Source organism: Thiomonas islandica, from assembly GCF_055383445.1.
Genome location: NZ_AP042391.1, coordinates 153,268 through 172,642 on the forward strand (window position 1 = coordinate 153,268; position 19,375 = coordinate 172,642).

At 61.2% G+C, this 19,375-nt stretch carries 18 protein-coding genes; 4 read left to right on the forward strand and 14 right to left on the reverse strand.

Annotation, left to right across the window (positions count from 1 at the left end; genetic code table 11):
• Window positions 1–2: 2 nt before the first annotated feature.
• Together aat and ACZ47F_RS00755 are read left to right on the forward strand one after the other, a co-directional pair.
• Window positions 3–746, forward strand: a complete 744-nt coding sequence (gene aat, locus ACZ47F_RS00750; RefSeq protein ID WP_464925407.1) for a leucyl/phenylalanyl-tRNA--protein transferase — start codon at window positions 3–5, stop codon at window positions 744–746.
• Entirely contained in the window at window positions 743–1,498 is a 756-nt protein-coding gene (locus ACZ47F_RS00755; protein WP_464925408.1) for an arginyltransferase, read from the forward strand. The genes aat and ACZ47F_RS00755 overlap by 4 nt, the downstream gene beginning before the upstream one ends.
• A gap of 11 nt (window positions 1,499–1,509) precedes the next feature.
• On the opposite strand, the gene ACZ47F_RS00760 is transcribed toward ACZ47F_RS00755, so the two are convergent.
• Window positions 1,510–2,931: a LutB/LldF family L-lactate oxidation iron-sulfur protein gene (locus tag ACZ47F_RS00760; RefSeq protein ID WP_464925409.1), complete on the reverse strand. Its 1,422-nt coding sequence runs from the start codon at window positions 2,929–2,931 to the stop codon at window positions 1,510–1,512.
• Window position 2,932: 1 nt separating this feature from the next.
• Window positions 2,933–3,664, reverse strand: coding sequence for a (Fe-S)-binding protein (locus tag ACZ47F_RS00765; protein WP_464925410.1), 732 nt, complete (start codon window positions 3,662–3,664; stop codon window positions 2,933–2,935).
• Window positions 3,665–3,779: 115 nt separating this feature from the next.
• Between ACZ47F_RS00765 and ACZ47F_RS00770 the strand changes: the two genes are divergently transcribed.
• Window positions 3,780–4,586, forward strand: a complete 807-nt coding sequence (locus tag ACZ47F_RS00770) for an IclR family transcriptional regulator (RefSeq protein WP_464925411.1) — start codon at window positions 3,780–3,782, stop codon at window positions 4,584–4,586.
• 10 nt (window positions 4,587–4,596) lie between these two features.
• Here ACZ47F_RS00770 and pbpG read toward each other — a convergent pair whose 3' ends face one another.
• The 11 genes from pbpG to acuI form a co-directional block, all read right to left on the reverse strand.
• Window positions 4,597–5,592, reverse strand: a complete 996-nt coding sequence (pbpG, locus tag ACZ47F_RS00775; RefSeq protein ID WP_464925412.1) for a D-alanyl-D-alanine endopeptidase — start codon at window positions 5,590–5,592, stop codon at window positions 4,597–4,599.
• Window positions 5,593–6,256: 664 nt separating this feature from the next.
• Window positions 6,257–7,996, reverse strand: a complete 1,740-nt coding sequence (gene soxB / locus ACZ47F_RS00780) for a thiosulfohydrolase SoxB (RefSeq protein WP_464925413.1) — start codon at window positions 7,994–7,996, stop codon at window positions 6,257–6,259.
• 82 nt (window positions 7,997–8,078) lie between these two features.
• Entirely contained in the window at window positions 8,079–8,732 is a 654-nt protein-coding gene (gene soxX, locus ACZ47F_RS00785; RefSeq protein WP_464925414.1) for a sulfur oxidation c-type cytochrome SoxX, read from the reverse strand.
• A gap of 11 nt (window positions 8,733–8,743) precedes the next feature.
• On the reverse strand, window positions 8,744–9,586 hold the full coding sequence (gene soxA, locus ACZ47F_RS00790) for a sulfur oxidation c-type cytochrome SoxA (protein ID WP_464925415.1): 843 nt from the start codon (window positions 9,584–9,586) through the stop codon (window positions 8,744–8,746).
• Window positions 9,587–9,668: 82 nt separating this feature from the next.
• Window positions 9,669–9,980, reverse strand: coding sequence for a thiosulfate oxidation carrier complex protein SoxZ (gene soxZ / locus ACZ47F_RS00795; protein ID WP_464925416.1), 312 nt, complete (start codon window positions 9,978–9,980; stop codon window positions 9,669–9,671).
• A gap of 91 nt (window positions 9,981–10,071) precedes the next feature.
• A complete protein-coding gene (gene soxY, locus ACZ47F_RS00800) occupies window positions 10,072–10,545 on the reverse strand; it encodes a thiosulfate oxidation carrier protein SoxY (protein ID WP_464925417.1) in 474 nt (157 codons plus the stop codon).
• Window positions 10,546–10,594: 49 nt separating this feature from the next.
• Window positions 10,595–11,719, reverse strand: a complete 1,125-nt coding sequence (locus ACZ47F_RS00805; protein ID WP_464926550.1) for a c-type cytochrome — start codon at window positions 11,717–11,719, stop codon at window positions 10,595–10,597.
• Window positions 11,697–13,076, reverse strand: a complete 1,380-nt coding sequence (gene soxC, locus ACZ47F_RS00810; RefSeq protein WP_464925418.1) for a sulfite dehydrogenase — start codon at window positions 13,074–13,076, stop codon at window positions 11,697–11,699. Before soxC ends, ACZ47F_RS00805 begins: the two co-directional genes overlap by 23 nt.
• A 14-nt stretch (window positions 13,077–13,090) precedes the next feature.
• Window positions 13,091–13,489 (reverse strand): ArsR/SmtB family transcription factor, encoded by a 399-nt coding sequence (locus tag ACZ47F_RS00815; protein WP_464925419.1) that lies wholly within the window; start codon window positions 13,487–13,489, stop codon window positions 13,091–13,093.
• Between the two features lie 214 nt (window positions 13,490–13,703).
• Window positions 13,704–15,593, reverse strand: a complete 1,890-nt coding sequence (locus tag ACZ47F_RS00820; protein WP_464925420.1) for a propionate--CoA ligase — start codon at window positions 15,591–15,593, stop codon at window positions 13,704–13,706.
• A gap of 215 nt (window positions 15,594–15,808) precedes the next feature.
• Window positions 15,809–16,801, reverse strand: a complete 993-nt coding sequence (gene acuI, locus ACZ47F_RS00825) for an acrylyl-CoA reductase (NADPH) (RefSeq protein ID WP_464925421.1) — start codon at window positions 16,799–16,801, stop codon at window positions 15,809–15,811.
• Between the two features lie 87 nt (window positions 16,802–16,888).
• On the opposite strand from acuI, the gene ACZ47F_RS00830 reads away from it, so the two are divergent.
• Window positions 16,889–17,542, forward strand: a complete 654-nt coding sequence (locus ACZ47F_RS00830; protein WP_464925422.1) for a C40 family peptidase — start codon at window positions 16,889–16,891, stop codon at window positions 17,540–17,542.
• A gap of 22 nt (window positions 17,543–17,564) precedes the next feature.
• On the opposite strand, the gene lpdA is transcribed toward ACZ47F_RS00830, so the two are convergent.
• On the reverse strand, window positions 17,565–19,373 hold the full coding sequence (lpdA, locus tag ACZ47F_RS00835) for a dihydrolipoyl dehydrogenase (protein ID WP_464925423.1): 1,809 nt from the start codon (window positions 19,371–19,373) through the stop codon (window positions 17,565–17,567).
• Window positions 19,374–19,375 lie beyond the last annotated feature (2 nt).

Genomic DNA, 19,375 nt, shown 5'->3' on the forward strand with positions numbered 1-19,375 from the left:
CCATGAACTGGCAACTCCCCCGGTTGGCTCCGGGAGACGATTTTCCGCCTGTCTCGCAGGCCCTGCCCGCATTGTCGCCTTTCCCCGGTCTGCTCGCCGCAGGCGGCCGGCTGGACGCGGACACGCTCGAGCGCGCCTACCGCCGCGGCATCTTCCCGTGGTTCAGCCCGGGCGAGCCCATCCTGTGGTGGAGCACCGATCCACGCATGGTGCTGCGCCCTGAGCAACTGCGCGTGACGCGATCACTGCGGCAATCCGCCCGGCGCTTTCTGCGCAATCCCGACATCCACCTGCGCATCGATGCGGCCTTCTCCCAGGTGATGCAGCAATGCGGCGCACAGCGCGAAGTCACCGGCACCTGGATCACCCCGGAGATGCGCGCTGCCTACGGTGCCTTGCATGCGCGCGGCCTGGCGCACAGCCTCGAGCTGTGGGAAGGGCAGCGCCTGCGCGCCGGGCTGTACGGCGTGTGCATCGGTCGCATGTTCTACGGCGAATCAATGTTCACCACCGTGCCCGACGGCTCCAAGACGCTGCTGATGGCGCTGTGCGGACTGTGCCTGCGCGAGGACATTGCGCTGATCGACTGCCAGCAGCAGACCGACTATCTGGCGCAGATGGGCGCCACCCCCATCCCACGCGACGACTTCCTGCAGCATGTCGAGCAAGCCACCACCCTGCCCGCGGTACAGGGCTGGCAGTATGATCGAAACACCTTTCTCACCGACTGTGCACGCTGGCTGTGACCCACCCCAAAGAACTTCCGTTGACCACCCTGCAGTTTTATGCCACGGCGAGCTATCCGTGCAGCTACCTGCCGGGGCATCTGGCGCGCTCGCAGGTGGCCACGCCCAGTCACCTGATCAACGCCGATGTGTATTCCGATCTGGTACGGGTCGGATTTCGACGCAGCGGTCTGTTCACCTACCGCCCGCAATGCGAGGACTGCCGGGCCTGTCTGCCCATCCGTGTGCTGGCAGCGCAATTCAACCCCAACCGCACGCAGAGGCGAGTGTGGAAGCGGCATGGCGATCTCGTGGTCCGCGTGCTCAAGCTGGGCTTCATCCCCGAGCATTACCAGCTCTACCTACGCTACCAGGCCGCGCGGCACACCGGCGGCGGCATGGATCACGACAGCATCGACCAGTACGCCCAGTTCCTGCTGCAAAGCCGGGTCAATACCCGGTTGGTCGAGTTCCGCGCACCGGCCCAGTCGGGCGAGGAACTCGGCACGCTCAAAATGGTGTCGGTAGTCGACGTGCTCTCCGACGGTCTTTCCGCGGTCTATACTTTTTTCGACACCACCGACCCGCACAGCAGCTACGGCACCTACAACGTGCTGTGGCAGATCGAACAGGCTCGCGCGATGCAACTGCCGCATGTCTATCTGGGGTATTGGATCGCGCACAGCCGCAAGATGGCCTATAAGTCCAACTTCACCCCGTTCGAGATCTACCGCGACGGCCGCTGGTTCAACCCGCTGGAGCCGAGCGCCTGAAAGCCCCTCGCTCAGCTCGGCGTGTCCTGCCGGGCGCGCTGCGCGAACTGCTGCTTGAACGAGGGTTGCGATGGCACGGGAAGATCGCGATAGGCGGTCCACCCCCTGGCAAGCGCCAGATGCTGAACCCGCCTGCGCTCACCGCCCAGCAGACGCAGCACACGCGAAGCCAACTTCGCCCCGGGCCGGTACAGCCAAGGATGTCGCGCCGCAAAACCCCAGATGCGCAGCGCCCAGCGCTCCAGGCCCGGCCGCAAGCCCCGCTCGAACTGCTGCTCGCGCAGCTTGCGCAGCAGGTCGGGTAGCGGGATTTTCATCGGGCAGACCACCTGACACTGCCCGCACAGCGTGGCCGCCTGCGGCAAATCCAGGGTTTGCTCCAGCCCTTGATAGCTCGGTGTGAGCACAGAACCCATTGGCCCCGGATAGACCCAGCCATAGGTGTGTCCGCCGATCTTCTGATAGACCGGGCAGTGATTCATACACGCACCGCACCGGATGCAGCGCAGCATGTCGGCGAACGCGCCGCCCACTAGACTGCTTCGCCCGCCGTCGAGCAGCACCACATACATATGCTCCGGGCCGTCGAGATCGCCCGGACGCTTCGGCCCGGTAAGCACCGAGAAGTAATTGCTGATGGTCTGTCCGGTGGCGGACCTTGGCAGCAGGCGCATCACTGCGGCTAGATCCTCGAGGGTGGGCAGCACTTTCTCGATGCCGGTCACCGCCACATGCACCCGCGGCAAGATGGTGCACATGCCCTCATTGCCTTCGTTGGTTACCAGCGCGACCGAGCCAGTTTCGGCAATGATGAAATTGCCCCCGGTGATGCCCATGTCTGCTGCGAGAAACCTCGTCCGCAGCACCTCGCGTGCCTCGCGCGTCATCTCGGGAATATCGGTCTTGCGCGCGGTGTGGTGCACCTTGGCGAACAGGTCGGCGATTTCCTCCTTGTCCTTGTGCACCACCGGGGCGATGATGTGCGACGGCGGCTCGTTGCCGTTGATCTGCAGGATGTACTCGCCCAGATCAGTCTCTGTCACCTGAACCGCAGAAGCCTCTAGCGCGGCGTTCAGCCCCATTTCCTCCGACACCATGGACTTGGACTTGATCGCCCGCGTGCAGCCGTGTTTGCGCGCAATTCTCACCACCAGATCGGCCGCCTCCTGCGGCGTCAGCGCCCACAGCACAGTGGTACCGCGGCGCTGCGCCTCGGCCTCGAACCGTTCCAGCCAGACATCGAGTGTGTCGAGTGCCAGCTTGCGGCGATGCACCGCGGCATCGCGGATGACCTCAAAACCGTCCAGTGCCGCCACCGCGGCAGCCCTGCCGCTGACGAACTTGGTCGAGAGTTTTTTCAGATTCTGCTGCAGCCGCTGGTCGGCAAGTTTCTGCCCGGCACGCGCCTTGAACTGCATGGCCTGTGATTGCATGTCAGTGCCTTCCTGTGAGGACTTCGGCGATGTGCAGCACCTGGGTGGTGTTGTCCCCCTGACGGCGCAGCCGCCCTTCGATCTGTAGCATGCAGCCCAGATCGCCGAGCACCACAGCGCGCGCCTTGGTCGCCTGGATGTTGGCGCATTTGTCGTCGGCGATTGCGGCCGAGACATTGCCGTACTTCACTGCGAACGTGCCGCCAAAGCCGCAACATTGCTCGCACTGTTCCATTTCGCGCAGCTGCAGCCCCGGCACGAGTGCAAGCAATTGTCGCGGCTGCTGCTTGATGCCCAGCTCGCGCAGACCCGAACAGGAGTCGTGATAAGTCACCTCGCCGTCGAACTGGCCCGGAACCTGGCTCACACCCGCCACATTCACCAGAAAGTCGGTAAGCTCGAACAGGCGCGGCTGCATCGCCGCGAGGCGGCGCAGCAGATCGGGCTGGTCTTTCAGCACATCCGGATAGTGGGTCTTGATCGTGCCCATGCACGAGCCAGACGGCGCCACCACAAAATCGAACCCCTCGAACTCGTCGAGAAATTTCTTGGCCAGCGCCAGCGCGGTGTGCCGGTCACCCGAGTTGTATGCCGGCTGACCGCAACAGGTCTGCGACATGGGCACGTGCACCTCGAAGTGTTCTGCCTCGAGCAGTTGCAATGCAGCCATGGGAATGCTTGGCCGCATCACATCGGCCAGGCAGGTGATGAATAGGCCCACACGCTTTTTCATAGTGTGATTATCGACCCGCTGGCTGTAGCCATGCTGACACCAAGCCGCTGGCTGACCTGCTGACCGCCCGATTTCCGGCAGGCAAAAATGCGTTCCGGGACATAAAATTTCTGCGATGCAACATCCCGCTTCCCGCCCATCCGCCTTACCGGGCGCAGAGACCGCCGAGCCGACTATCCAGGTGCTGGGTCGAGCGTTTGCCCTGCTCGATGTTCTGGCGCGCAACCCTGACCCCATGCAACTCAAGGACATCGGCGCAGCCACCGGGCTGCATCCATCGACGGCGCACCGCATTCTCAACGATCTGGTGGTCGGCCAGCTAGTCGAGCGGGTCGATTCCGGCACTTACCGTCTGGGCATGCGCCTGCTCGAATACGGCAATCTGGTCAAGGCCCGCCTGAGCGTGCGCGAGGCGGCCATCGGCCCGATGCGCGAATTGCACCGCCTCACGCATCAACCGGTCAACCTCAGCGTGCGCCAGGGCGATGAAATCGTCTACATCGAGCGCACCTACAGCGAGCATTCGGGGATGCAGGTGGTGCGCTCGGTGGGTGGGCGCGCACCGCTGCACCTGACTTCGGTGGGCAAGCTGTTCCTCGCCGCAGACGATCCTGCACGCGTGCGGGCCTATGCGCTGCGCACCGGTCTGGCCGGACAGACGCGCAACAGCATCACCAATCCACAGCAACTCGAGCGCGAACTGGGCAAGGTCCGTCAGGATGGCTACGCGCGCGACAACGAGGAGCTGGAGCTCGGTGTGCGCTGCATGGCCGCGGGAATTTACAACGACGCGGGTGAACTGATTGCCGGGCTGTCCCTATCCGCCCCGGCAGACCGGTTGATGGAAGACTGGCTGGACAAGGTTCAGGCCACCGCACAGCGTATTTCGGCGGCACTGGGCTATCGCGGGCCCTGGCGCTGATCGCGCTGGTTCATTCGCCGATCGCCGCCTGCTGCGTGCTGTCCACCCGCGCAGTGCGAACCAGTCCGTGCGTACTGCCATGACCAGAGCGCGCCTCTGGCCGTGACGGCGCGGCATCGTGTAATGCGGCAAAACCCTTGGTCTGCAGCCAGTTGCGGATCCGTTGCGCGTCGCCAAAGTGCGAGTACTTGCCCCAGGCATCGAGCAGTACGACGATCACCCGCCGACCTTCAAACTGGGTCTGCAGCACCAGGCAATGGCCCGCCTCGTTGATATAGCCAGTTTTCTGCAACAGAATGTCCCAGCCGCGGTTGAACACCAGATGGTCGGTATTGCGAAATTGCAGGGTGCGCGATCCGATATCGACCTCACTTTCCGGATGGGTAGAAAAAGCGCGGATCAAAGGGTAGTGGTACGCCTCCTTGACCAGCAGCGCAAGATCATGTGCAGTCGATTCGTTTTGCGGCGACAGACCAGTGGGCTCGACATAGCGGGTGGAATTCATCCCCAGCGCGCGCGCCTTGGCGTTCATTGCAGCAACGAAGGCCTGCAACCCGCCGGGGTAGTTGCGCGCCAGCGCATGCGCAGCCCGGTTCTCCGACGACATCAGCGCTAGCTTGAGCAGCTCTTCCCGAGTGAGTTTGGTTCCTGGGCGCAGCCGCGACGCACTCCATTTGAGGGTATCGATGTCTGCGTCGGTGATTTCGATGACCTGGTCCATCGGCTGGTGCGCGTCCAGAACCACCGCCGCGGTCATCAATTTAGTGAGCGAAGCAATCGGCCGGGCGATGTCTGCATTCTTGCTCAACAGAATGCGGCCCGTGCCTTCGTCGACCACCAGCGCAGAGCCGGAGCGGAGAAAGACTGGATCATCATTTGCAGCGGTGGATGCTGCCGACACCTGAAGGCGGTCGGCCTTGGCTGTAGCGGATGCCGTGGACGAAACCGGCAGGGCTCTGCCCGCCACCGGATGTGCGTCGCGCTGCGCTTCTCGCGCAGTAATCATTGTTCTGTCTGCGCTTTTCGCTTCACCAACGAGCCGTCGCTGCGCCACTTTCCTGCCTGCAAGCCGGTGCGCCCGCCCAGCAGCATGCACTGCTTCATGGCGAATCGAAGTTTTTCGGGTTTCCTTTGCGGCGGTCCGCGCCGGGGAAATGGATCGTTTCGTTGACCCGTGGCGGATCGACCTCGCCGCGCTCACCGCGCCCTTCCTGGCTTCAGACTTTTCGGCGGTGCTGTGTCGTTGGGTCTGGCTGACCGCAGCAAGCGCAGGGTCTGCCTGCGCGCCGAGGAGCATCACCGCTGCGAGCAGCAGCCCCTGCAGACGAATCAGCGGATGAAGGAGAGGCAAACGCATGTCGAAAACGACTTGAATCGAGGGATGGACGCCAGCCTATCAAAGGGCGGAATAAGTCACAAGATCAAAAAGTTGAGGGTGCATCTTCAAGTGACTTTTCACGCACGCGACAAGCACCAATGCAAACAGCCCGCGAAGCGGGCTGTTTGTAGGGCAGAACACGCAACACTCAGAAGTTGTGAATCTTTCCGTTGCGCGGCTCGCTGGCCGTAAAGCGCGATGATCGGGTCTGGCCGATCTGGTTGATCAGTCTCGACCCTGCGCGCCGTGCGCCTTGCCACCGGGCCGCGCGTGGCGGAATCTTCACAACTTCTCAGAACATTTTGCTGTAATCGGCCAAGCCCGGGTTGCCCTTGACGCCGATGAGCTTTGGTTCGTTGACCTTCAACGGTTTGATGACCTTTTGATGCTTGAGGTATTCCTCAACGATGTCCCAGATCGGGGGATTGTCGGGTGTCGCGCTGGCCTTCTGCACCGGCGCCCAGCCTGCCACCTTGTAGGTCTTTTTCGGGTCGATCGGCTTGCCTCTCAGGCGCATGTCCTGGATGCGATTGCCGATTTTTTCCTTCGGCGCGCAGGTGTATTCCAGCGCGCCCACCCGCACCATATCCCCACCCTGCTGGTAGTAGGGATCGGGATTAAACAGGTTGTCACAGACGTCTTCCATCACGTTCTTGACGGTCTCGCCGGTCATCTCGGACAAGGTGCAATACGGGTACGTGATGGCCAACTGCGTCATCATGTCTTCGCGTGTAATGGGCGTACCAGGCAGCAGGTCGCCGCCCCAGCGGAAGCCCGGAGAGAAGGCAATGTCACCGCCGCGCACAGCCAGCATCGCGTCGACGATCAGCTGATCCCAAGTGCCGTTGAAATTTCCGCGGCGATAGAGTAACCCCTCTGTGTGTGCGAGCACTTCGGTGAGCTTGCTTTCGTAGGGCGCACGCAGCTTGTTGATCAGCGCGTCCATTTCGGGGTCGGCTGGGAGCAGATCGGAGAACACTGGCAGCAGCTTGTACTTGTAGCCGACCATCTTGCCACCGCGAACATCGAAATCCATGACGCCGAGGAACTTGCCGTGCGAGCCTGCATTGGTCACCAATGTCATGCCGCCAGAGGGCCGACGCACCTCGACCGCGACAGCCTCGCCGTCATGGGTGTGACCACCGAAAATGCAGTCGATGCCTTCGACCAGGGTAGCCATTTTGCGGTCCACGTCCATCCCGTTGTGCGAGATGACAACCACGAGCTGTGCGCCGTTTTTCTTGACTTCGTTGACCACTTTTTGCATGTGGTCGGTGTCAATGCCAAAAGTCCAGTCCGGGATTAGGTAACCCGGGTTGGCAATCGGGGTATATGGAAAAGCCTGACCGATGATGGCAACCTGCACGCCATTCATCTGCTTCATCACGTAATTCGGGAACACCGGGTCGCCGAAATCCGCGGTCTTGACGTTCTGCGCGACAAAATCGATTTTTCCCTTGAAATCCTTGTTGACGATTTCCTTGACCCGATCCTGGCCGTAGGTGAATTCCCAGTGCGCGGTCATGACATCAACACCCAGCTTCAACTGGGCCTCGACCATATCCTGCCCCTTGGTCCACAGCGACAAAGCAGTTCCTTGCCAAGTGTCACCGCCATCGAGCAGTAACGCCCCGGGCCGCGATGCCTTGAGCTGTTTGACCAAAGTCGCGATGTGCGCGTACCCGCCCATTTTGCCGTACTGCTTTGCGGCGCGCACGAAATCCAGGTAGGTGAATCCGTAAGATTCGCGTGTATTAGGCTTGAAACCAACGCGCTTGAGGTAATTTGCGCCGACCAAGTGTGGAAGATGGCCTTCCATGCTTCCGATACCGATATTGACATTCGGCTCGCGAAAATAGATCGGTCGCAGATGAGCATGACTATCGGTCATATGCAGGAAGTGCACATTGCCCGTCTTCGGCGGATTGTAAAGATTTTTGACTTCGGCGGCAGTTGCCTCACGGGTCATGGGAAAGCCAGTCGCAGCGGCAGCGGCAAGCACACCCATGAATTCACGGCGGGTCAGGCTCATTCGATCATCCTCAGAGAATAAAAAAAATCTCGCCGAACTCAGGGATTCGGCGAGTCTGAGCGATTAGCTCAGTGGTCCTAAATTATTTGTTGACTGGAGATTGTGGGTCAAACAGCAATGCCATGATGTCCTTCATTTGCTGCGGCGTCAGTACGTGGTTCGCGCCCAACGGTGGCATTTGCGAACAGGCATTGAATGCTGTTGAATCGTAAATACGTGCCCAAGTGTATTTCACGACCTCCATCGAGTTACCTCGGGTTTTGCCATAACCCACCAAAGAGGGGCCAAGATTACCCTGAGAGGGGTTGTTCGGCAGCAAGGCATGACAGTTGATGCAGTTACCCCCATTGGGAGTTCCAGGCTTGTCATTCCAGGTCATGCCTTTGCCGCTTTCGGCAATTTTCAGGCCTTCTTTCCAATCACCAAAATATTGACCATCTGCCGGGTAAACGACCTTGCTGTAATGATCTTTTTCGATGCGTGAGGCGATTTCCTTGGGGATTGGCTTACCAAGATAGTCGTATTTCGAGCACTCATGCTGTGCCTCGGTCTGTACCATCCTATCTAGACCGGCAGATCCTTTTGCCTGGAAGTCGTTCGCAATGATATCCTTGAACGATTTGGTCATGTAGGTGGAAGCATCTTCATTGGCAGATGCCATACCGCCACCATTGCTCGCGCACCCAACCAGCCCCATCGAAAGGGCCAAAGCAGAAAAAACTGCAATTCTCTTCATTATGTCTCCTCTCAGCGCTTGAACGACGGCGTCAGGATTTTGTGACCCTTGGCCATCACTCCCATATAGGTTTGAAGATCGATCACGGCCTGGGAAAGATACTTCGGCTCGGCAATGCGTTGTTGACGCATGCAGTCGTTCATACGCCATTCGAGCGTGCGCACCACGCCCTGAGAGTCTGGATACGCCGGCCATGTCGCAGAGACCCAAGCTTTTTCTCCATTGGGAGTAGCGAGGTTAGGGAGTTTGGAGATCTTGATCTGTTTGCCATCCTCAGAATGGCAGGTGGCACATGAAAAGTTGTATGGACCCGCACGGTACCAGAAGAACTTCTTGCCATTGATGAATGACAGCTTTTCTTCCGGCGTGTTTTGCGGCACATTCATCGGCATGCCATCGGACTGGTGCGCCACATAAGCCGCCAGATTGACGATGTCTGTGGCATTACCGCCGTTCTTGGCGAACGGGTCTTTCAGTACATCTTTCTGGATTTGTTCCTTGCTGAAGCCTTGAATGGTCTCCATGCAGGTTACCAGCCGAGACTCGACATCTTGCACCTTGCCGGTGTCGGCAAAGTAGCGGGGCATCTGTGCATAAGCGCCCTTGAGCACACCGGGGCCAAGGCCAAAGTCGCAGGTTTCCAGGCTCTTGTGATTGGGACCGCGCTTTTCCTTGAACAGCTTTTCCCCTGCGGAGACATTGAACTCGGCGGGATTACCGCCCATCTGGTTGAGCATGTCGATATAGGAATCAGCATGCGCAATAGTGGGCATCAGACCTACTCCAACCGGCAGCGCAAGTGCAACAGATGCCGCCGCAGTCGATAGAGCGAAATTCACCAGTCTTTTTTTCATAGTCTCCTCACAGTACAAGTGGATTGTTGACTTTCGAGGCTGGCCCAGACAGGCCAGCCTCATCTGCTCCATCGGACCGCGATCAAGACACCGTGGTGTCGGCCGTCGAGGTCTCGCCCTTGTTGTCGATCCAGGACACCGTGACCTTGTCCCCGCTCTTGCCGCCCTTGAAGCGGAACTCCAGGAACGGGTTCTTGGAAATGGCGGTGCCCCAGTCGCAGGTCAGCACGGTCTTGTCATTGTTCTTGCAGGTGACGGACTGGATGAAGTGCGCCGGGATGATCTTGCCTTCTTTATCTTTCAGAAGACCAGTCTCTTCGGGGTGCGTCATCAGCACGCGGACAACCACGGCGTCGCCTTCGACGTTAGCCCGCATACGCATCGGAAAAGCCATTGTGTTACTCCTTTATGGGGTGAATGCTGCCACTCAGCAACGAAAAATATCAATCAAAAACTGCGCACAGAACAACGGAGCGCGTGGAAAATCAACCGCCGCAACCGCCGAGCGTGACCTTGATTTCCTTCTTGCTGTAGAGCAGTTTGTCACCCACCTTGGCGACCGCGTAGACGTTCGAGGTTTGCGCCATCTTGATGCGGGTAGCGACATTGGGAATCGACACATCTGTCATATTGAACTGACCAACCAGCGAGGTCGGGTTCTTTTCGACCACGATGCCCAGAGCAGTGGTTCCGGCCGCATTGCTCTTCACACCCACGGGCACGACCGCGCCGTTTTCGGCGATGTCGGGACCGATGATCGACACATCGGTGCTTTCGGTGGGCGTACCCCCCCAGATCTTGGCCACGTCAGCGAAGGACTTGGCTTCGAACAGCGGTGCATTCCAGCCCGGAGCATCGGCAGCCAGGGCAACATTGGGCACAAGACCTGCCGATGCGGCAACGCCCAATGCGGCCGCGCCTGCACCGATCTGCATGATCTGGCGACGAGTTTGATTCATCTGTTTTCTCCTTAAAGTGAACAGGGCAGCCCTGTATCCGAGTAACGTATTACTGCTTCGCGCCGTCGACAATCCATTGCGCAATCATCTTGGCATCGGCTTCGCTAATGTTTTGCGGCGGCATGGGGACGGATCCCCAGACACCCGATCCGCCCTTGATGATGCGGGTGGTCAGTTCGGCGACCATGTCTTTCTTGCCACCATACTTGGCAGCGACTTCCTTGTAGCCCGGTCCGACAAGCTTGGTGTCACCCAGGCTGTGGCAAGCCAGACAGGACTTGTCTTTCAAAAGAGCAACAACCTTGGCACCGGGGTTGTCGGCCGCCGCAGCCTTTTCTTTTGCCTTCTTTTCCTGTTCAGCGGCAGATTCGGTCACCATGCCGCGGATCGGTCCCCACTGACGGTATTGGTCGGCGAGGTTGCCGTTGTTGTTCAGTGCAAACTCAGGAATGAAGCTTGTGATCTTGGGAGCTGGAGCGCAGTTTTTCATGCAATCCTTATTGTGGGTATCCGGGATACCCCCATTCCCAATCTCCTTGCCAGGCCACATTCCATGGTTCCAGATCATGCCGTTGCGGTTGGGCAGCATGTCCTGCACCTGCTGCACATTGTCTCGGGTGAGCACGAAATTACTCGGCACGATGTTGGCCAGATTGAGCAGATAGGCCACCAGCGCGTAGGTGTCATCCCACGTCAGCGAGCCCGGCTCGTTCCACGGCATTGCGCGATGGATGTAATCGAACAGGGTGGAGACTGTCGACAGCTTCTCGATGGTCGTGGCACCGTCGTTGATATCGGCTAGCTTGGCGACACGGCCGGTCTTGATGTCCTGCTTGGTCGCCTGATAGGCACCGACGAGGGGCGGAAAGACCGCGTTGGAGTCGGCAAAATCTCCATGACACGAGGCGCACTTGGCTTCCCACAGCTTGGTGCCAGTCGCGACGCTGCCGGAGCCTGCCGGCAGGCCCTGGAAATCAGGGCGCACATCGATATTCCATGCCTTGATTTCATCTGGCGTTGCCGGTCGTCCTAGCGTGGCATCGAGCTTGACTGCCTTTGCAGGCACTTGCGGGTTGACGGCAGGGCCGGCGGCCTGCGCCAGCGAGGCACCACCTGCGAACACCCCACCCAGAATGGCCGCCAGTGCGGCTTTACGAATTCGCGAGTTGGACATTGCGAACATCTCCAGTTTCTTCGACTTGCCAGGTTTGGATTGCGTTGTTGTGATAGACGGAACGGGTGCCGCGCACCTTACGCAACTCCTCGTAGGTAGGTTGCACCATACCGGTTTCGTCGATCGCACGACTTTGCAGGAAGGCAACTTGGCCTTTCCAAACCCAAGGAATGTTGAATCGCGTGAACGCCTTGCTCATGACAGGCCCCTCCAGCCGCGCCTGTTGCCAGTTCACGCCTCCGTCGAAAGAAACATCAACACGCTTGATTTTGCCGCGACCTGACCAGGCCAGACCGGTCACGTTGTACAGACCCTTGTCGAGCAACACCTGGCCACCAGAGGGAGAGGTGATCACCGACTTGACTTCCATCACCGAGGTGTATTGGCGCAGGCGACCATCGGGCATCAGGTCGACATAACCCACAGTCTCGTCCTTGGTCGCGAACGGCTGGGTACCCAGCTTGATGCGACGCAGGTACTTGATGTTCGAAACCCCCTCGACACCTGGCACCACCAGGCGGAGCGGATAGCCGTTTTCGGGGCGAAGCATCTCACCGTTTTGGCCATACGCCACCAGCACTTCGCCGGAAAGCACCAGCGACATCGGAATCGTGCGGTTCTCGGTCGAGCCGTCTGCACCTTCGGCCATGATGAAGCGCACGCCTTTCAGGTCGGCACCGCAGTCTTCGAGAATGTCGATCAATGGCACGCCAGTGAACTCGGAGCATGACACCATGCCGTGGGTGTATTGCACCGTCGGCAGCGCCACGTTGCCCCATTCCATCGCCGAGTTGGCGCCACATTCGATGAAATGAAAACGCGACACCGGCTGCATGCGCATGATATCGCCCACGGTGTAGACCTTGGGGGTCTTGATGAGCTTGCCCTCGCCCATCACCATGAAGCGAAAGTCTTCGGGGTTGATGTCGTACCAGCCCTGGTGCGAGCGGTTGAAATGTAGCCCTGACGGAGTGACGATGCCGAACATGCCCTGCAGCGGCGCAAATGCGACGTTGGCCTGGTTCACCGCAGCCAGGCCTGGGCTGATGCGGCGCACGAGGTCTTTCTCGTACTTGGACGGCATGCCGTAGGGCGGCTCGTTCACCGGAGCACCCAGCGTGGTGCGCCATTCCTGCTCCTTGAGGATGAACTTGCTGCCCTTGTCACCCTCCCAGTCCTTGCGATCCGCTGCATAGACGTTCGCAGCACCGCCTGCAGCCATGCTGGCACTGGCAGTGAGGAACGCCTTACGCAAAAAATCGCGGCGCCCCGCCTGAACCTGGGCGATTTGCTCAGCGGTCAGGAAGTTTTCCGGTGCCTTGCGCAACCGGCCTAGCTTTTTTGTGTAGTCACTCATCCTCTTTCTCGCTCTTAGTAAGCACGTCGGGCCAGACGATCCGACTGGGATACCGATTCGGGGTCGTCGAGTTCGATGGCAATTTGCGTACACACGGTGCGGCACAACTGCACTGCCTTCTCGCTTTGCACGCGGTAATAAACCTGATTGCCGACGCGACGCTTGGCGACCACGCCGGCTTGGTACAACACCTTGAGATGCTGGGACACATTGGGCTGGGTCGAATCGACCTGGCTCATGATTTCGCTGACGCTCTTTTCCCCGGTACAGATCGAGTTCAGGATCCGCAGACGCAGTGGTGTGGCGAGTACACCGAAGAGTTCTGCCGCGGTGTCAAAGACCCGATCCACATCGACCGAGAGGTCGTCAGCAGGCGATGTGACCAGTTCCGGGGGAGATTCGTTCTCAAGCATGTGAATTTGCTTATAAGCAAGCACTGATATTTTTCTCGCCCAGATTAGCCTTGTCCACCCTTGGCGCCTAGGAGTTTCCCTAGGACTTGTTCATGCAATCCAAACCCGCGTGCAGGCCTAACCAGGGACAACACCGCACCACGCGACGCAAGCCGTGCTGTGCGGTGCGCCCGCCCGGATTCTTGACGAGACGCTGAATTATGCGCATGGACTATCAGGAGCGGGCAATGGCATCTGGAATTTGCTGGAGGGCAAGCGGGTCTTCGAGGGTCGTGAGGTCACCGGGATCGCGCCCCTCGCAGATGGCCTGGATGGCCCTGCGCAGCATTTTGCCAGAACGCGTCTTGGGCAATGCAGACACCAGGCAGATGCGCTGCGGCCGGGCAACTGCGCCCAACTGTACGTCCACATGCGCGGCGATCGCTGCCTGCTGTGCCGCGGCGGTGCCGTCCTGTCCCGGGCGGAGCACCACGAAAGCCCAGGCAACCTGGCCCTTGAGCGCATCCTGCACCCCGACCACAGCAACCTCGGCGACCAACGGATGTGCACTGATGCACTCTTCGATCTCGCGGGTGCCGAGCCGGTGTCCCGCGACGTTGATGACATCGTCGGTGCGCCCCAGAATGTAGATATAGCCATCGGCGTCCTGCCGGCCCCAGTCGAAGGTGGAATACACCTGCTTGTTGGGGTATGTACTCCAGTAGGTACGGACAAACCGGTCATCATCACCCCAGATGGTCTGCAGGCAGCCCGGCGGCAGCGGCCAGTCGATCGCGACCACGCCTTTCTCACCCGGCGCAACCGGCTCACCGTCGGCTTCGTTGCGCAGACAGACCTGATAACCAGGCATCGAAACGCCGGGCGATCCCAGGCGCGAGGGAACATCGGGAAACGCTTGCGGTGTGGCCAGGATGGGCCAGCCGGTCTCGGTCTGCCAGTAGTTGTCGATCACCGGCTTGCCTATCGATTCGGCCACCCAGCGGCCGGTCGGCTCGTCCAGCGGTTCGCCTGCAAGAAAGATGGCGCGCAAGGCCGACAGGTCGTGCCGCTTGAGCAGCGCCGGGTCATGGCGCTTGAGTACGCGCATGGCCGTTGGTGCTGAAAACATCAGATTGGCCCGGTACTGCTCGGCCACGCGCCAGAACACCGCGGCGTCCGGGCGGACCGGCGTGCCTTCATACAGGATGGTGGTCATGCCGGTGAGCAGCGGCGCGTAGACGATGTAGCTGTGCCCGACAACCCAGCCGATGTCGCTGGTGCAGAAAAACGTCTCACCGGGCTTGCCGCCGAAAATCAATCGCATCGACAGGTGCAGCGCGACGGCATAACCACCGGTGTCGCGCTGCACGCCCTTGGGCCTGCCGGTGGTACCCGAGGTGTAGAGGATGTAGCTCGGATGCGTCGCCTCGACCCAGGTGCAGGGCACCTGCGCCTGCGCGTGCGCCGCATGCAGTTCGGCATAGGCAATGTCTCTGCCGTCCTGCCGCGACCAATCCGCCAGACCGCGATCGACCACGACCACCCGGGCTGCCGGATGCGTAGAGAGGCGCAGCGCCTCGTCGAGCAGCGGCTTGTAGGGCATGATCTTGCCGCCGCGCGATCCGGCGTCCACACTGACGATCACCTTCGGCCGGGCATCGTCGATGCGCGCAGCCAGGCTGGCCGAGGCAAAGCCGCCGAACACCACCGATTGCACCGCGCCCAGCCGCACGCAGGCCAGCATGGCGAATACCGCCTCGGGGATCATCGGCATGTAGATCAGCACTCGGTCGCCCTTGACCACGCCCAGGCTTTGCAGACTCGCGGCCATGGTCTGCACCTCGCGATGCAGCTCGGCGTAGGGATAGGTGCGCTCCTGCCCGGTTTCGGTAGACACATACACCAGCGCAGGCTGTTGTGCGCGATCCGGCAGGTGCCGATCGACCGCGTTGTGGCACAGATTGGTCATCCCGCCGACGAACCACGGTGCGAACGGCGGATGGCTGCGGTCGAGCACCTGATCCCAGGGACGCTGCCAGTCGATGGCCTGCGCCTGTTCGGCCCAGAACGCCTCGGGGGATTGCACACTGCGGCGGTAGAACGCCGCGTAGGAGGTCTCGGACATCATGTTGTCTCCTGTGTGTTGTTCTGGGGTCAGCCTAGAAAGCGGGGCTGACACTTGACTGACATGGGCAGTGCCGATTGATTGGGTATGGGGTCTGTCGAACGACCCCCCTCCCATCCTCCCCCACCGGATGGGGGAAGGGGCAAGCCTTTGTGTATGAGGGAAGGCAGGGTGGACGGTGATTGGCGATGCCCTTCGAACATCAGCGTGTCGAATCAACCAAGGTGTGATCCGACCTTGACCACCAATCTGCCCCGCACCTTGCCGTCCAGCAAGTCCTGCGCCGCTGCGGCTGCCTGTTCGAGCGGAATGTCGCGGGCGATGCGATCGAGCATCTGTGGGTCGATGCGGTCCACCAGCAGCTGCCATGCCTTGCAGCGGGCGGGCCGGGGTTGCATGACACTGTCGATGCCCGCCAGCGTCACCCCGCGCAGGATGAACGGTGCCACGGTACCCGGAAAATCCATGCCCCCGGCCAGACCGCAGGCGGCGACCACACCGCCCCAGCGTGTCTGCGCGCAGGCATCGACCAGGGTATGGCTGCCCACCGTATCTACCACCGCCGCCCAGCGCTCTTTCTGCAGCGGTTTGCCCGGGGTCGACAGAGTGTTGCGGTCAATGATTTCCGCAGCACCGAGTTCGCGCAAGTAGGCTTGCTCGTGCAGCTTGCCGGTGGAGGCCACCACGGTCCAGCCCAGCCTGGCCAGCAGCGCCACGGCCACACTGCCCACGCCGCCGCTGGCACCGGTCACCAGCACCTCACCTTGCCCCGGGTGGACGCCATGCTGCTGCAGCGCCAGCACGCACAGCGCGGCGGTATAGCCTGCAGTGCCCAGCGCCATGGCCTGACGCGCAGTGAATCCCTTGGGTAGGGGAATGAGCCAATCGCCGTTTAGACGCGCGCGCTGGCTCAGGCAGCCCCAATGCGTCTCGCCCACGCCCCAGCCGTTGAGCAGCCAGCGGTCGCCCGGCCGCCAATCGGGATGAGTGCTCTCCAGCACTGTGCCGGCGCCGTCGATGCCCGGCACCATCGGCCAGCGTCGCACCACCGGGCTGCGGTGCGTGAGCGCCAGCGCGTCCTTGTAGTTGATGGTGGAATAGTCCACCGCCACGGTCACATTGCCCTCGGGTAGTTCGCTATCGTCGAGCGTAGTAAGTGCTGCACGAAATCCCTGATCGGTCTGATCGAGTCGCCACGCCGTGAACATACAGTCGCCTCCGCAAGATCGTTGATTTTTATTTTGCGCCGCACAATCGTTGACACCAAGGGGCAATTTACCTAAATTGCTGCGCTTATGCGTGTCAAGCCCTTGTTCCCGCCCATCGTTTTCGCGTGCTGTCTGCTGTGCAGCGCGCCGGCTTGGGCCGACCCGGGGATGCTGCCGAAAATCGATCCGCCCCAGCCCTCGGCCAATGCGGTGCGTGAGGTCAAGAATGCGCAGCGCGACGATGCCTCACTGAAGCAATGGCTGACCAACAACGGCTTCGTCCAGCAGGTGTCGACCCGCGCATCCGACCTGGTGGTCAATGCGCTGAGCTTTCTCGGGGTGCAGTATCACTACGGCGGCGATTCGGCGCGCAGCGGTTTCGATTGCTCGGGTTTCGTGCGCTACGTTTATCAAGAGACCTTGGGCACGGTGTTGCCGCACAGTGCGGCGCAGCAGGCGCGCGAAGGCGAGAAAATTTCCGAGAGCCAGCTCAAGCCCGGCGATCTGGTGTTTTTCAACACCCTGCGCCGGGCGTTTTCGCATGTGGGCATCTACATTGGCAACGGCCAGTTCATCCACTCACCGCGCCCCGGACAGACCGTACGCATCGAAAGCCTGGACGCGCCGTACTGGGCCAAGCGTTTTGATGGCGCTCGCCGCATTCTGACCGGCCAACACACCGAGGTGGCGCAGGACGACCCACAGCAACAGGGCACTGGCAGCAGCTTGGACGGCCAATAGGCTTGGCCGTCCAAGCGCCGCGTCAGCGCCGCGCTGGCGGCAGGTCGGTGCAGCTGCCTTCGGCCACCTCCGCCGCCAGCCCGATCGACTCACCCAGGGTCGGATGTGGATGGATGGTGCGCCCGATGTCCACCACGTCGGCGCCCATTTCGATGGCCAGCGCGATCTCGCCGATCAAGTCGCCTGCGTGCGTGCCGACGATGCCGCCGCCGACGATGCGGTGTGTGGTCTTGTCGAACAGTAGCTTGGTGAAGCCCTCGTCGCGTCCGTTTGCAATCGCCCGGCCCGATGCGCTCCACGGAAACAGCCCCTTGGTCACCGTAATGCCCTGCACCTTCGCGACGTCTTCGGTCAAACCGACCCAGGCGATTTCGGGGTCAGTGTAGGCCACGCTGGGAATCACTCGCGCATCGAACGCGGCCCTGGCCAGCACGACATCACCCTTGAGTTCGCCCGCGCACACCTCGGCGGCCACATGGCCTTCGTGCACTGCCTTGTGCGCCAGCATCGGCTGGCCGACGATGTCGCCGATCGCAAAGATATGCGGCACATTAGTGCGCTGCTGCGCGTCCACCGCGATGAAACCGCGGGCATCCACGGCCACCCCGGCTTTGTCGGCGGCGATCTTGCCGCCGTTGGGCGCGCGGCCCACGGCCTGCAGCACCAGGTCGTAGCGCTGCGGCTCCGGTGGGGCTCCCTCACCCTCGAAACGCACCCAGATGCCGTCGTCCCGGGCCTGCGCGGCCACGGTCTTGGTCCCCAGCATCACCCGGTCGAAGCGCTTGGCATTCATTTTCTGCCAGACCTTGACCAGATCGCGGTCGGCACCTGGCATCAGACCGTCCTGCATCTCCACCACGTCCAGCCGGGCACCCAGGGTGGAATACACCGTGCCCATTTCCAGACCAATGATGCCGCCGCCGATGATGAGCATGCGCTTCGGCGCATGCTGCAGCGCCAGCGCGCCGGTGGAATCGACGATGCGCGGATCATCCGGCAAAAAGGGCAGGCGCACCGCTTGACTGCCCACCGCGATGATGGCGCGGGCAAAACGCACGGTCTGCGTCGCGCCGGTCTTGGTCTGGCCCTCGCCCTCGGTCAGCTCGACCTGCACATGATGCGCGTCGAGGAAGCTGCCGTAACCGCGCAGCACCAACACCTTGCGCATCTTGGCCATTGCGGCCAGCCCGCCAGTGAGCTTGCCCACGACCTTGGCCTTGTGCGCAGCAAGCTTGTCGCGGTCCACGGTCGGGACGGCAAAGTGCACGCCGAGATCGGCAAAGTGCGCGGCTTCGTCGATGACCGCAGCCACATGCAGCAGCGCCTTGCTCGGAATGCAGCCCACGTTCAGACACACCCCGCCAAGTTGTGCATAACGCTCGACCAGCACGACCTTCAGTCCCAGATCCGCAGCGCGGAACGCGGCGGAATAGCCGCCGGGGCCGGCGCCGAGCACCAGCAGATCGCATTCCGTATCGACCTTGCCGGGAAACGCAGTCGCCGGTGCGAGTGCCTGTGTCGCAGCCTGCGGTACGGCTGGCGCCGGCTTGCCGTCCGCCTGCGGCGCTGTCGTGGGCGTGGCTTGCGGCACGTCGGCGGTGTCGAGTTCGAGCAGCACGCTGCCCTCGCTGACCTTGTCGCCCAGCTTCACCCGCAACGCCTTGACCACCCCGGCCGCACTGCTGGGAATCTCCATGCTGGCCTTGTCACTCTCCACCGTCACCAGCGACTGATCCACCACCACCGTATCACCCGGCTTGACCAGCACCTCGATGACTTCCACATCCTTGAAATCCCCAATGTCGGGAGCCTTGACCTCGATCGTTGCCATGC